Source organism: Sphingomonas swuensis (assembly GCF_039538045.1).
GTDB lineage: Bacteria > Pseudomonadota > Alphaproteobacteria > Sphingomonadales > Sphingomonadaceae > Sphingomicrobium > Sphingomicrobium swuense.
In genome coordinates, this window is the sequence record NZ_BAABBQ010000001.1 from 1,090,380 (window position 1) to 1,103,595 (window position 13,216).

At 67.4% G+C, this 13,216-nt stretch carries 12 protein-coding genes; 8 read left to right on the forward strand and 4 right to left on the reverse strand.

The window, feature by feature from the left end; translation table 11 throughout:
* The first annotated feature begins 16 nt into the window (after positions 1-16).
* The 4 genes from ABD727_RS05440 to ABD727_RS05455 all read left to right on the forward strand — a co-directional run bounded on the left by ABD727_RS05440 (position 17) and on the right by ABD727_RS05455 (position 6,642).
* A complete protein-coding gene (locus ABD727_RS05440; RefSeq protein WP_344706363.1) occupies positions 17-2,092 on the forward strand; it encodes a M13 family metallopeptidase in 2,076 nt (691 codons plus the stop codon).
* A 5-nt stretch (positions 2,093-2,097) separates the two neighbouring features.
* Entirely contained in the window at positions 2,098-4,479 is a 2,382-nt protein-coding gene (locus tag ABD727_RS05445; protein WP_344706364.1) for a hybrid sensor histidine kinase/response regulator, read from the forward strand.
* 63 nt (positions 4,480-4,542) lie between these two features.
* Complete coding sequence (locus tag ABD727_RS05450; protein ID WP_344706365.1) at positions 4,543-4,902, forward strand: response regulator; 360 nt, start codon at positions 4,543-4,545, stop codon at positions 4,900-4,902.
* Positions 4,903-5,310: 408 nt separating this feature from the next.
* Positions 5,311-6,642 (forward strand): L,D-transpeptidase family protein, encoded by a 1,332-nt coding sequence (locus ABD727_RS05455; protein ID WP_344706366.1) that lies wholly within the window; start codon positions 5,311-5,313, stop codon positions 6,640-6,642.
* A gap of 155 nt (positions 6,643-6,797) precedes the next feature.
* Here the strand turns inward: ABD727_RS05455 and ABD727_RS05460 are convergent, their stop codons facing one another.
* Complete coding sequence (locus tag ABD727_RS05460; RefSeq protein ID WP_344706367.1) at positions 6,798-7,610, reverse strand: outer membrane protein; 813 nt, start codon at positions 7,608-7,610, stop codon at positions 6,798-6,800.
* 347 nt (positions 7,611-7,957) lie between these two features.
* Between ABD727_RS05460 and ABD727_RS05465 the strand changes: the two genes are divergently transcribed.
* Entirely contained in the window at positions 7,958-8,569 is a 612-nt protein-coding gene (locus ABD727_RS05465; RefSeq protein ID WP_344706368.1) for a LuxR C-terminal-related transcriptional regulator, read from the forward strand.
* A 208-nt stretch (positions 8,570-8,777) separates the two neighbouring features.
* On the opposite strand, the gene ABD727_RS05470 is transcribed toward ABD727_RS05465, so the two are convergent.
* From ABD727_RS05470 to ABD727_RS05480, 3 genes are read right to left on the reverse strand one after another with little or no spacing between them, the layout of a single operon-like run.
* A complete protein-coding gene (locus ABD727_RS05470; protein WP_344706369.1) occupies positions 8,778-9,962 on the reverse strand; it encodes a CCA tRNA nucleotidyltransferase in 1,185 nt (394 codons plus the stop codon).
* Positions 9,953-10,540, reverse strand: a complete 588-nt coding sequence (locus tag ABD727_RS05475) for a CoA pyrophosphatase (RefSeq protein ID WP_344706370.1) — start codon at positions 10,538-10,540, stop codon at positions 9,953-9,955. Before ABD727_RS05475 ends, ABD727_RS05470 begins: the two co-directional genes overlap by 10 nt.
* The gene (locus ABD727_RS05480) at positions 10,537-11,085 is read right to left on the reverse strand and encodes a DUF1285 domain-containing protein (protein ID WP_344706371.1); all 549 of its coding nucleotides are present in this window, start codon (positions 11,083-11,085) and stop codon (positions 10,537-10,539) included. Before ABD727_RS05480 ends, ABD727_RS05475 begins: the two co-directional genes overlap by 4 nt.
* A 61-nt stretch (positions 11,086-11,146) precedes the next feature.
* Here ABD727_RS05480 and ABD727_RS05485 point away from each other — a divergent pair, with 61 nt between their 5' ends.
* From ABD727_RS05485 to ABD727_RS05495, 3 genes are all read left to right on the forward strand, one after another.
* Positions 11,147-11,872: an SDR family oxidoreductase gene (locus ABD727_RS05485; protein WP_344706372.1), complete on the forward strand. Its 726-nt coding sequence runs from the start codon at positions 11,147-11,149 to the stop codon at positions 11,870-11,872.
* Positions 11,873-12,301 carry a dihydroneopterin aldolase gene (locus ABD727_RS05490; protein WP_344706373.1) on the forward strand — a complete coding sequence of 143 codons (429 nt, stop codon included), beginning with the start codon at positions 11,873-11,875 and terminating at the stop codon, positions 12,299-12,301.
* A gap of 186 nt (positions 12,302-12,487) precedes the next feature.
* Positions 12,488-13,180, forward strand: a complete 693-nt coding sequence (locus ABD727_RS05495) for a TonB family protein (RefSeq protein WP_344706374.1) — start codon at positions 12,488-12,490, stop codon at positions 13,178-13,180.
* Positions 13,181-13,216: the final 36 nt, after the last annotated feature.

Sequence of the window (13,216 nt, forward strand, 5' to 3'; positions counted from 1 at the left end):
AAGTCATCGCACGCGTATGAAGCAGCTTCTTCTTGCCCTTGTCGCGACCACCGCCCTGACCGGATGCGCGACCACCGCCAGCCAAACCGCCGAGACCGCTCCGCCGGTCGTCGCCGAGGCGACGCCCGAGGCCACCCCCGCCGCCGCGCCCAAGCCGCAGCTCGGCACCTTCGGGTTCGACAGCCAGGGCATGGATTCGAGCATGCTCCCGGGGGATAATTTCTACACCTACGCCAACGGCACCTGGGCCAAGAACACCCCGATCCCGGCGGACAAGTCGAACTACGGCATGTTCGGCGCGCTTGACGACCTGTCGAAGGAGCGGACCCGCACCCTGATCGAGGAAGCCGCCAAGGACCCCAACAGCCGGATCGGCCAGGTCTATGCGAGCTTCATGGATCAGGCCGCGATCGAGGCGAAGGGCCTCGCGCCCATCCAGCCGTGGCTCGACCGGATCGATGGCGTCAACAGCCGCGCCGCGCTTCCCGCCCTGTTCGCCGAGGCCGCGCGCAACGGCGTCGGCACGCCCTTCGCCGCTTTCGTCGGCCAGGACGACAAGAACCCCGACAGCTACATCCTCTCGCTCTACCAGAGCGGGATCGGGATGCCCGACCGCGACTATTATCTCTCGAACGATGCCAAGATCGCCGACGTCCGCGCCAAATATCTCCAGCACCTCACCAACGTGCTGACGCTGGCCGGCGAGCCCAATGCCGCCGCCCGCGCCAAGGCGCTGCTCGCCTATGAGACCGACATCGCCCGCGCCCATTGGACCCGGGTCGACAGTCGCGACGCCACCAAGACCTACAACAAGCTGACCCTTGCCCAGCTCCGGAGCCGCGCCCCTGGCTTCGACTTCGGCGCCATGTTCCGCGGCGTCGGTGTGACCAACGTCGACAATCTGCTGGTCGCCCAGCCCTCCGCGATCACCGGCATCGCCCGGGTGGTCAGCCGCGCCCCGCTCGGCGTCATAAAGGATCAGCTGCTGGTCCGCTCGCTCAACGGCTATGCCGCGGTCCTTCCGGCCAAGTTCGACAAGGAGCAGTTCAGCTTCTACGGCACCGCCCTCTCGGGCACGCCCGAACAGGAAGCGCGCTGGAAGCGGGCGGTCGATTTCACCGTCGGCACGCTCCAGGACGATGTCAGCCAGCTCTACGTTCAGCGCTACTTCCCGCCCGAGACCAAGGCCGCGGCCGATGCGCTGGTGAAGAATGTCGTCGAGGCCATGGGCCGCCGGATCGACAATCTTGCCTGGATGGCGCCGGCGACCAAGCAGCGCGCCCGCGCCAAGCTCGCCAACTTCACGACCAAGATCGGCTACCCCGACCAGTGGCGGGACATGAGCGGGCTCGAGGTCGTCGGCAGTGACGCCTTCGGCAACGCCCTGCGCTCGAACAACTTCGATCACGCCTACAACATCAACAAGCTCGGCAAGCCCATCTACAAGTGGGAATGGGGCATGACGCCGATGACGGTGAATGCCTACGCCAACTTCTCGATGAGCGAGATCGTGTTCCCGGCCGCCATTCTCCAGCCGCCCTTCTTCGATCCGAATGCCGACCCGGCCATCAACTATGGCGGCATCGGCGCGGTGATCGGCCACGAGATCAGCCATCACTTCGACGACCAGGGCTCGAAGTATGATGAGAACGGCCGCCTTGCCGACTGGTGGACCCCGGCAGACCTCGCCGCGTTCAACGCCGCCACCGCCAAGCTTGCCGCCCAGTATGACGCCTATGAGGTGTTTCCGGGTGCCCGGGTGAACGGCAAGTTCACGCTCGGCGAGAACATCGGCGACCTGGCCGGCCTGACCGTGGCCTATGATGCCTACCGGCACAGCCTGAACGGGGCTGCGGCTCCGACGGTCGACGGCACCACTGGCGATCAGCGCTTCTATCTCGGCTGGGCTCAGGTGTGGCGGCGCAACTATCGCGAGGCCAACCTTCGCAATCGCCTGCTGACCGACCCGCACAGCCCGTCCGAACAGCGCGTGTTCGTGGTCCGCAACATGGATCCCTGGTATCAGTCGTTCAACGTCCAGCCCGGTCAGAAGCTCTATCTTGCCCCGACCGAGCGGGTTCGCGTCTGGTAGTCTGAATGCTCCACGCCCGGCTCGCAGCGATCGACGCTGATCCCGTCCCATCGGGCGAGCCGTGGCTGGTGCCTGCACTGCTGGTCCTGGCCGGCGCCATCGCGGCGCTGGTCGGGACCGTCCTTGGACATCTCCTGATCGGAGCCGTGAGCGGGATCGCGCTGCTTGGCTTCGCGCTGCTGCTGTGGCGATCGCGGGTGGCTTCGGTCGCCGAGCTTCCGGCGCCCGCGCTGTCCGTTCCCGACATGGGCCTCGTCGCCTCCTCGCTGGCGCTGTGCAGCGATCCCGCGGTGGTCACCGACGAGGGCGGCCGCCCGCTCAGCCTCAACCCCGCCTATCGCGAGCGCTTCCCCGATCTCGCCGCGCCGCTCGCCCTCGGCCAGGACGAGGCGGCAACCGAGACGCTTGCCCTGATCCGCCAGCAGGCCTGGCGCGAGGGGACCGGCAGTGCCATCGACATCGCCACCGAGCGCGGCCCGATGTCGGTCGAGGTCAGCAGGGTCGGGCACGGCCGCGATCTCCTGCTGTGGCGTTTCCCGCGGCCGCGTCGCTCGCCGCTGACCGTGCTTGCCCGCCGGGTCGAGGGTCTCGAGGGCGAAGTGCTCGCCCAGTCGGGCGTGCTCGCCGCGGTGATCGACGCCGACGGGCTCGTCCTTGCCGGCAACTCGCTGTTCCAGCGCCGCTCGGGCCTCGACCGCCGCTCCGACGCGAGGATCGAGGATCTGTTCGAAAGCGCGGGCGAAAGCCGGGTCCGCCTTCAGGCCGAGGGAGCCGACGCGCCGGTCCTTCGCCTGCTCCACATCCCGGCCGAGCCCGGTGCCGGTCATTCGGCGGGGATCAGCCTGCTATTCACCACCGCCGAGAACCCGAGCCTGTCCGAGCCGGCCAGCCTCCAGGCGCTGCTTGATCTTCTTCCGCTCGGCCTTGCGCTGGTCGACCGCGACGGCCGCTTCCTCACCAGCAACAAGAGCTTCCGGCGCGCCGCCGCGCTCGGCGAGGACTCGCTTCCCGCTTTCCCAAGCGACCTCGTCGTCAAGGAGGACAAGGCCGCGGTCGCCGATGCGGTGCGACGCAACAGCCGCGGGCCGGCGATGTCAGGCGACCTTGCCGTCCGCCTGTCGCATAACCCTGGCGAGCCGGTCGCGCTGACCATCGCGGGCTTGCGCAACCTCGGCGAGGCCAGCGTGCTGCTCCTCCTCAAGGACAATAGCGAGGAAGCCAAATTGAAGCGCCAGGTCGCCCAGGCGACCAAGATGCAGGCGGTCGGCCAGCTCGCCGGCGGCGTCGCCCACGACTTCAACAACATCCTCACCGCGATCATCGGCCACTGCGACTTGATGGCGATGCGCCACACGCCCGGCGACAGCGACTATGAGGACATCCAGCAGATCAAGTCGAACTCGAACCGCGCTGCCGGACTGACCCGACAATTGCTCGCTTTCTCGCGCCAGCAGACGCTTCGTCCGCAGGTGCTTCAGCTGCCCGACGTCGTCAGCGAGGTGTCGCACCTTTTGAAGCGCCTGCTCGGCGAGACCGTGACCCTGACCGTCAAGCACGGGCGCGAACTGGGCGCGGTCCGTGCCGATCCGGGCCAGCTCGAGCAGGTCATCGTCAACCTTGCGGTCAATGCCCGCGACGCGATGGCGGCGACCGGTGGCGGGACGCTCACCATCCAGACCTACTCGATTCGCTCGGACCAGGTCGCCGAGCTCGGATCCGACATCCTTCCGATCGACGACTATACCGCGCTCAGCATCTCGGACACCGGTTGCGGCATCCCGCCGGCGGTGCTCGGCAAGATCTTCGAGCCCTTCTTCACCACCAAGGAGGTGGGCAAGGGGACCGGCCTCGGCCTCTCCACCGTCTACGGCATCGTCAAGCAGTCGGGTGGCTTCATCTTCGCCGCAAGCAAGGTGGGGGAGGGGACGACTTTCGTCATCTATCTGCCGGTCTACCGCGAGGAAGGCGCCGCCGCCGCCACCCGCGTCGTCGCCCCGCCTCCCAAGGCGGAGGAGACCTGGGGTACCGGCACCGTCCTGCTGGTCGAGGATGAGCCGATGGTCCGCACCGTGGCGGAGCGGGCACTGACCCGCCAGGGCTATACCGTGCTCACCGCCAATAATGGCGAGGAAGCGCTCGAAATCGTCGGACGCGGCGAGCCCATCGATCTCCTCATCTCCGACGTCGTCATGCCGATCATGGACGGTCCCACCATGGTCCGCGAAGCCCGCAAGACCCGCCCCGAACTGCCGATCCTCTTCATGTCCGGCTATGCCGAGGAGCAGCTGCGCAAATCGATCGACATCGACAATGTTGCCTTTCTTCCCAAGCCCTTCTCGGTTCAGGAGCTCTCGGAGGCTGCACGTAAGGTGCTGGCAACACGCTAGATTTCACATGGTGACCGACGGAAAGCTATTGCGCTACCGGTCCGGTCCTGCAACAGACGGCGCGTGCAACAGGGTCGTAATATTCTCGTCGTCGAAGACGAACCGTTGATCGCGATGATGCTCGAGGACTTCCTCGAGACCCTCGGTCACCGTATCCACGCCAGCTGCGACAATCTGTCGGAAGCCGTGGAGAAGTGCGAGGAAGGCGGCTTCGACATCGCCATCCTCGACGTCAACCTCAAGGGTGAGCTGATCTGGCCCGCCGCCTCGGCGCTGCAGGAACGCGGAATCCCGTTCGTGATCGCCAGCGGCGGTCATGTCGAACCGCCCCCGGCCGAGTTCGCCGACGCGCCTCTGCTCGAGAAGCCCTACACCATCGACCGCATCGCCCCCGTCCTGGAACGCGCCGCCGCCGCGGCCTGAAGAGACGTCACAGAACCTCCCCGTCGCATGGCAATGGGGAGGGGGACCGCTCTGCGTAGCCGAGTGGTGGAGGCACCACCTTCAAACCCCTTGCCTAGTAGGATTTCGCCTGCTTCCCTCGGTGGCGATGGCGACCTTGCGCGCGTTCCCGTCCAATCTCCTCCCCACCGCCGCTTCATCGCCAGCAGGCGCGAACCGCGCAGCACCCCGCACCCTGTGAACTTCGAGAACTTCGGAGCGTCTTCGGGTCCCTTTGGCGGGAAAGATGAGGGGTTTGTGCAACAGCGCGTGTTTGACCGGCCGCAGGCGGCGCGGAAGCGACTCGGTTCGTCGCGGTTCACTTGTCCGTCAGTCGAGGGGCTTTAAGTTGGCGCTAACCAACCGGTCCATTCGGGGGAACCCCTACCAGTGAACAAGCTTCTGCTCGCCGCTTCGACTGCCGCCATCCTCCTGACCCCCGGGATCGCCGAGGCGAAGAAGAAGAAGGCTCCGCCGCCCCCGGCTCCGGTCGTTCGCGTTGTCCCGACCGATCCGGTCGAACTCTATTACTACAGCCATGGCGATGCGCCGATCTGGTTCCGCAGCGATGCCAGCCGCGCCGCGGCCACGCGCCTGTCGTCGATCCTCCGCCGAGCGCCGATCGACGGCTTCAACGCCGGCCCGGCGCTTGCCGCGCAGGTCGATGCGGCGATCGCCTCGGCCGCGCCGAACAACGCCGCGGCGGTCAAGGCCGCCGAGCTGACCCTGTCCAAGGCGTGGGTTGCCTACATGCAGCACCTGCGCACCCCTCCGAAGGGCCTTGTCTATGGCTATGCCCTGCTGTCGCCCCAGTCGCGCGCCGACCAGATCCTGCTGACCACCGCCGCATCGCCCGATCTCGGTGCCGCGCTGACCCGCATGTCGGACGTCAACAGCACCTATCGCGGTCTTCGTGACGCGGCGATCGCCAGCGGCATGGCCAGTGCCGACGCCTCGCTGCTCGCCAACCTCGAGCGTGCCCGCGCGCTGCCCGCCGGTGGCCGCTACGCGGTGGTCGACATCGGCAATGCCATGCTGACCATGTATGAGGGCGGCCAGCCGGTCGACCGGATGAAGGTCGTCGTCGGCACCCCCGAGCTTCCGACCCCGATGATTGCTAGCATCATCCACTGGGTGACGCTCAACCCTTACTGGGACGTGCCGACCAATCTGGTGAAGAAGACCATTGCCCCGGCCGCGCTCAAGCAGGGCGACGCCTACCTCAAGCCGCGCGGCTATGAGGTGATGAGCAACTGGACCAACGAGGCGACCGTCCTTCCCGCCAGCTCGGTCGACTGGAAGGCCGTGGCCGAGAACCCGGGCGCGCTTCGCATCCGTCAGAAGCCGGGCCCGCAGAACAGCGTCGGCCGGCTGAAGGTGCCTTTCCCGAGCGGGCAGGACATCTTCCTCCACGACACGCCGGCGCGCGAGAAGTTCGCGCTGCCCGACCGCCACCTGTCGAACGGCTGCATCCGCCTCGAGGATGCCAAGCGCTTCGCACGCTGGCTGATGGGTAGCGATCCCAAGATGTCGGGCTCGGATCCCGAGCAGTTCGTCCAGCTCCCGCAGGGCGTTCCGATCTACCTGACCTATCTCACCGCCGAGGTCGGCGCCGACGGCAAGCTCGTCCAGCGCCCGGACGTCTATGGTTGGGACGGTCGCCCCGACCGCCAGCTCGCGGCGGCGACCATGTACTCGAGCGTCGCCCGCCCGGCGCCGTAACTTCGAAGAACCTCCCCGTTCCGCAGTGCGGGATGGGGAGGGGCCCGCCCCTGATCTTCTCGAGACACAAAAGAACGGGGCGGAGCCTGAGCTCCACCCCGTTCTTTTTTGCCTTGCTACCGGAGCAGGCTCCCGAGGGAACCTGCTCCCGTCGCTTAGCCGCGGACCGGAGCCGGCGGCGGCGGCGGCGGCGGCGGCGGCGGAACCGGGCACGCGTCGGTCGCCAGGATCACCGACCCGTCCGGGCAGGTCTGGGTCGCAGGCGGCGGCGGCGGAGGCGGAGGAGCCTCGACCGGAGCCGGCGGCGGCGGCGGCGGCGGCGGGGCCGAGCCGAAGTTGAAGGTCAGGCTCGCCAGCAGCGAGTGCGACCGGAACCGCGAGTCCAGGTCCGACGACGCGAGGTCGAAGTCCGAGAGGTCGAGGTTGTCCTTGAAGTCGTGGTTGTAGAAACGATACTTCAGGCCGAAGTCGACGTTGTCGGCGACCGGATAGCGCACGCCCGCGAGGAGCTGCCACGCAAAGCCGCTGTCGCTGATGCGGTCGCCGTCGATGCTGACGCGGGTGCGGGCGAGGCCGACGCCGCCGCCAACGAAGCCCTGCCAGCCGTCATCGGCACCGAAGTCGAGCAGGAGGTTGCCCATGATCGACATCGAGGTCGAGCGGCCGTCGCCGTCGAGGATCACGCCGTCGACGAGATACTCGTCGTGGTTGGCGCGCTTGTAGGCCAGTTCGGCCTCGGCGCGGAGCGCACCGAAGTCGTAGCCGGCGTTCACGCCGACGTCATAGCCGGTCTTGTGATCGGCAATGAAGAAATCGTCCAGGGTGGTGGTGCCGGACTCGACGTCGACCTTGAGGTCTTCGACGAGCATCGCACCGAGATCCACGCCGACGTAGCCCGCACCATCGCGGGCCATTGCCGGCGAGGTGATGGCAGCCGCGGCAACGGCAGCCAGGAGGTATTTGCGCATGCTTTCCCCTTCTCGCTCAGTTAAGTGTTGATGGCGCCTCGAACCTGTAGAGCAGGGGATAAGTTTCGCTCAAGCGAAAGCTGCGCCGCCGACAGGCCGCCCTTGTGACATCGCTGCAACACCTGCCCCGGTCCACTACTCGCCTAACACAGGTCCAAGTTGCAGAGACGCAACGACTTTTCCTGTTTGTGCGACGCGGAGGGTCGGAAGCAGCAACGAGCAAATCGGTAAACGGCTCCATTGTGGAAGTCGGAACAAGCGGCCGCCGGAAGGCTTGTGACATACAACTCGCCTAGGCTCTCACTCGCGTGTAGAACCCCAGGGGCACGGGATGCGCGGAGTAGTTGGTGGCGGCTTCGGTCGATGAAGAACGGCTGATCGAGACGGTGGGACATAGTCCCATCGCAACCGTGCTCAGCAATCCGCGACGCCCGGACAATCCGCTCGAAGTCGCCAATCAGGCCTTCTGCGACCTGACCGGCTATCCCGAAGACCAGATCGTCGGCCGCAACTGCCGCTTCCTTGCTGGCGAGGCGACGGAGCCGTGGCTGACCGAGCGCATCCGGCAGGGCGTCAGGTCGCACAAGCCCGTGCTGGTCGACATCCTCAACTACAAGCGCGACGGCACCCCGTTCCGCAACGCCGTGCTGGTTACCCCGCTGTTCGACGACAATGGCGAGCTCGCCTGGTTCCTGGGCAGCCAGGTCGAACTGGGCGAGGAAAGCAGCGCGGTCTTCGCCGGTCGGCGGGAGCGGGCGGTACTGGCAGTGAAGAGCCTTCCGCCGCGTCAGCGCCAGGTGCTCGAACTGATCGCCAAGGGGCTGCTCAACAAGCAGATCGCCTGGGAGCTGAAGATCAGCGAGAAGACGGTGAAGATGCACCGTGCTCTTCTGATGGAGCGGCTCGGCGTTCCGAGCAGCGCCGATCTCATCAGGCTTGCGGTCGAGGCTGGGCTCTAGCCCGAAGCCGTGTCGCATACCGCCGCAAGGCCAGCTGTGTGCGCTGGCACCGGACGACTATCTCTTCTCCATCCTTCCAGACGGCGCGCTTTCCCCTTTTGAGCGTCGTCCGGATGGTCCGATGCGCGCTTCCCCGCTCGATCGGGAAAAGGTGCCGGCCGCACGCCCGCCTGCGGCCGGCACCGAGTTCGTTGGCGGAAGCCTGGCTTCAGCCGCCCGAAGCGTCGGTGAGCGCGTCGGTGACAAGCTGTTCCAGCCGCTCCTCGCCAGGGAAACCTTCCGCGACCCAACGTGCCTCGATGGCCTTCAATGTCCTGGCAACGATCGGGCCCGGCTTCAGCCCGCGCGCGATGAGTACGCCTCCGCCGATCCCGAGGGTGGGCACCTTCCAACCGTTGAGGCCGGCCGCCTGTTCGACCTGGCCGGCGAGCAGCAAACGATCCTGCGCCTCGGTCACTCCGATCTCGTAAGCGAGCCCGCGCGCGCTGCTGCCGACATCTGGCGTGACCGCGCTGGCAAGGCGCTTGCGGGCACGGTTGCTGAGCTTGAGCCGAGCGGCCACGCGGTCGGCGAGCGACGGGTCGGCGGGGAGAAGGGCGGCAAAGCGGCGCAGCGCGTGGGGCGCGACGCCAGCAGCGCGCTCATGGTCGATCACGGCGACGAGGGCGGGAAGGCGCCCTTTCTCGATCTCGGGCAGCACCGGCAGGAGGATGCCATGCTCGAGCATCAGCGCAACCGTCGGCGCAGGATCGGGGAGGGCGAGAAGCTTCAGCCACTCGTCGGCAATCCGCTCGCGCGACAGGGCCATCAGGTCGTTGGCGCGCTCGGCGCAGGCCTCGAGCCCTGGCCCGTCGACCTCGCTGGCGAAGCGCGCGGTGAAGCGGAAGAAGCGAAGGATACGGAGATGATCCTCGGCGATGCGCTGGAGCGGCTCGCCGATGAAGCGGACTCGTCGCTCGGCGAGATCCTCAAGGCCACCGAACCAGTCGCTCACCTCGCGGGTCGCCGGATCGTAGTAGAGCGCGTTGACGGTGAAGTCGCGCCGTGCCGCATCCTCGCGCCAGTCGTCGGTGAAGGCGACGGTGGCGTGGCGCCCGTCGGTCGCGAGGTCGGCGCGAAGCGTGGTGACCTCGAGCGTCGCACCGTCGTGCAATGCGGTGACGGTTCCGTGGGCGATGCCGGTGGGGACGGTGCGGATGCCCGCCGCCCCGCAGCGCCGCATGACCTCGTAGGGTGAGAGGCTGGTGGCAAGGTCGATGTCGGTGACGCTGACCCCGAGCAGGCCGTCGCGAACCGCGCCGCCGACCAGCCGCGCGTTGCCGGGTCCGAGCGCTTCGAACACCGCTGCCGCGGACGGTCGCCCGGCAAGCTCCTCGAGCGGGCTCAGGTCCATGGGCCGAGCCGGCGCGACAGGTTGACCAGCATGGCGGCGGTGGCGCCCCAGATGCGACGTCCCTCCCAGGGGATTTCGTAATAATGGCGGCGCTGGCCGCGGAAATCGGCTGACATCAGGCGCTGATTGGCGGGATCGAGCAGGAAGGCAAGCGGCGCCTCGAACCAGTCGGCCACTTCGGCTTCGTGCGGCGCCAGAGCGAGATCGGGAGCAATTTCGCCGAGCACCGGGGTGACCTCATAGCCGGTGACGGTGCGATAGCGGTCGGCGCTGCCCCACAAGGTGACTGCCGAGGGTGGAAGGCCGATCTCCTCGTCCGCCTCGCGCAGGGCGGCCGCGGCGGCATCGCGATCCTCGGGGTCGATCCGGCCCCCCGGGAAGGCGATCTGCCCGGCGTGCGTACGAAGATGCTCACGGCGGACGGTCAGCAGGACACCCGGCTCGGGGCGGCGGGTGATCGCGACCAGCACCGCGGCTGGTCGGAGCGGCGCATCGCTGTCCTCGACAAGGTCGCCGGCGAGGAGGTCGAAAGGGGGAGGGGCGGCGATCGCGGCGCGGAGCCGCTCGACAAGGCTCATGCGTTCGCGAAGGCGAAGAACTGCCCGTTGCTCCACAGCCCGGGCGGATCCTCGAGCAAGGCGAGTTCGGCCAGCTCGTAATAGACCGGCCGCTCGAAGCTCGCCTCGATGCCGCCGCGGGCGTTCACCAGTGGCATCCCGTCGCGGAAGGAGAGGGGATGGTCGGGACCAAGGATCACCGCTTCGCCGTCGTTGAGCTGGAAGGCGATACGCCGTTCCTCGCCGTCGCCCTCGAAGGTCATGGCGACCACCCGAAGCGCCGCAAGCTCGACGTCGATGTCGAGCTTCTCGACCGGGGTAACCAGCACGTGCCGGCCGTCGGGCTCGCGGCGGAGGACGGAGGCGAACAGGCGGACAAGCGCGTCGCGCTCGATCCGGCGTCCCTCGTGCCACCAGCGCCCCTCGCGGTCGATCCGCATCCCGCTGTGCCCGCAGTGCGAGGGATTCCAGTTGTCGACCGGCGGCCGGCCCCGCGCCGCGATGGCCTCGCCGATCTCGGCCAGGCTTCGGGCCGCGATGTCGAGGGATGGGCGGGTTTCCGGCATGGCTGGCGGAGATGAGGTCGGACGCTTGTCTGCGCAAGGGCAGTCGCTAGACGGGTGCGCCATGAGCAGGGTCGCGATCGTCACCGGAGCCGGCAAGCGTGTTGGCCGCGTGCTCGCCGAAGGGCTGCTGGCGGACGGCTGGACCGTGGTCGCGCATGTCCGCGGCGAGGTTGACGACGTGCCGCCGGGAAGCATCCGCGTCGTCGCCGACCTTTCGGCAGATGGCATGGCCGGGACCATCATGGCCGCCTGTCCCGAGCCTCCCTCGCTGCTCGTCAACAATGCCGCCCGCTTCTCGCCCGACAGCCTCGAGGCCTTCTCGGCCGACGAACTTGGCGCCCACATGATGGTCAACGTCGCCGCCCCGGCGCTGCTGATCTCGGCCTTTGCCGAAGTCGGAGCGGAGGGCGACCGGCTGGTGGTCAACATCCTCGACGCCAAGCTGGCGGCGCCCAACCCCGACTTCCTCAGCTATACATTGTCCAAGAGCGCGCTCGCGACGCTGACCACGCTGAGCGCGCAGGCGCTTGGCGGCAGGGGCATCCGGGTCAATGCGATCGCGCCGGCGCTGATGCTGCTGTCCGAAGGGCAGAGCGATTCCAATTTCGCCGCGATGCACGCCTTCAATCCCCTGGCACGCGGAGTGACACCCGAGGACGTGCTGCGCGCGCTTCGCTTTCTGGTGGACTCGCCGACGATGACCGGCGAGACGCTCACCCTCGACAGCGGTCAGCGCTTCTGGCGCCTGCCGCGCGACGTGCAGTTTCTTTCCAGGACTCCCGACTAGATGAGCGACATTCTTCCCTTCACTCCGCGGCTGGATGGGCTGGTGCCTGCTTCGCTCGCGGTGCGATCGGCCAAGATCCACCTCGATTCCCTCGAGGTGATGACCGACATCGGCTTCCACGAATTCGAGGTCGGAAGCCCGCAGCGGCTGCTGATCAGCGTCGAGGTCTGGCTCGATGCGGTCGATCCGCCCGCTGCGGACCTCGCCGAGGGTGCGTGGAACTACGATCACCTGCGGATCGAGATCGAGCGAATCGCTGCGAGCCGGCGCTTCAACCTGCAGGAGACACTGGCCCGGGAAGTCTATGACTGGGTTGCTGCGCGGGACGGAGTGAAGGCATTGAGGGTGGCCACGGCCAAGCCCGATGTCTATCCGAACGCGCGGGGAGTGGGCGTTGAAATCGCCTCCTTTTCCGGCACGGCTCCGTAACGGCCTTTGAAGGCGGTTGCAGTGGTGGAACAATATGATTGCGCCGCCATTGAGGCCACATTAAGGAAGCCCGCCGGCCACGCCGATGATATGTTGATACGTCGGCCTGCCTGATCGGAAGAATGCGGTTTTGACCGTATTCGATCGTGACGGTTGAAAAGCCCTTCTGAGGAGAATTGCGGCAGGATGTCTTACGCCAATCGCAGGCAGATGAGCGGGAACAGGACGGTTTCGATCGTCATTGTTGCCTTGCTGCATGTGCTGCTCGGATATGCGATCATCACCGGCCTCGCGTACAATGTCGTGAAGAAGGCCGCGGAAGATCTGAAGACCTTTGACGTGGAGGAGGAGCCACCGCCCCCGCCGGAGGAACCGCCGCCCCCGCCGCCCGAACGGCAGGTCGAGACTCCGCCGCCGCCCGTCGTGTCGCCGCCGCCTCTGGTGCGGACGAACACGCCGCCGCCGCCGGTGTCCACGGTGACCAACGCGCCGCCGGCGATCATCACGCCGACTGCGCCGACCGCACCGCCGGCCCCGCCGGCTCCGCCGCCCCCGCCGCCGCCCCCGCCGCAGCCCGTCAAGGTGCAGCCGGCAAAGGCCCGTGCGAACCTCGCTTCCTACTTCTCGGATGACGACTATCCGCAGGACGCGATCCGCAACGAGCAGCAGGGTACGACGGGTGTCCGCCTGGACATCGGTCCGGACGGTCGGGTCACCAACTGCACTGTGACCAGCTCGTCAGGCTCGAGCTCGCTCGACAGCACGACCTGCCGACTGCTCCGCAGCCGGGCCCGCTTCACTCCGGCGACGGACAGCAGCGGTGGCAAGACGTCCGACACGACGTCCACCCGGATCGTCTGGCGACTGCCTGAAGAGTAAGTGACGCCTTTTCCTTTCACGCCCATACGGTTTCTA

Coding starts and splice junctions, on each gene's coding strand:
- ABD727_RS05470 (WP_344706369.1), bottom strand. CDS start 9,962: ATGGACCTGAGCCCGCTCGAGGAGCTTGCCGGGCGACCGTCCGCGGCA.
- ABD727_RS05460 (WP_344706367.1), bottom strand. CDS start 7,610: ATGCGCAAATACCTCCTGGCTGCCGTTGCCGCGGCTGCCATCACCTCG.
- ABD727_RS05445 (WP_344706364.1), top strand. CDS start 2,098: ATGCTCCACGCCCGGCTCGCAGCGATCGACGCTGATCCCGTCCCATCG.
- ABD727_RS05480 (WP_344706371.1), bottom strand. CDS start 11,085: ATGCCGGAAACCCGCCCATCCCTCGACATCGCGGCCCGAAGCCTGGCC.
- ABD727_RS05475 (WP_344706370.1), bottom strand. CDS start 10,540: ATGAGCCTTGTCGAGCGGCTCCGCGCCGCGATCGCCGCCCCTCCCCCT.
- ABD727_RS05490 (WP_344706373.1), top strand. CDS start 11,873: ATGAGCGACATTCTTCCCTTCACTCCGCGGCTGGATGGGCTGGTGCCT.
- ABD727_RS05485 (WP_344706372.1), top strand. CDS start 11,147: ATGAGCAGGGTCGCGATCGTCACCGGAGCCGGCAAGCGTGTTGGCCGC.
- ABD727_RS05495 (WP_344706374.1), top strand. CDS start 12,488: ATGTCTTACGCCAATCGCAGGCAGATGAGCGGGAACAGGACGGTTTCG.
- ABD727_RS05440 (WP_344706363.1), top strand. CDS start 17: ATGAAGCAGCTTCTTCTTGCCCTTGTCGCGACCACCGCCCTGACCGGA.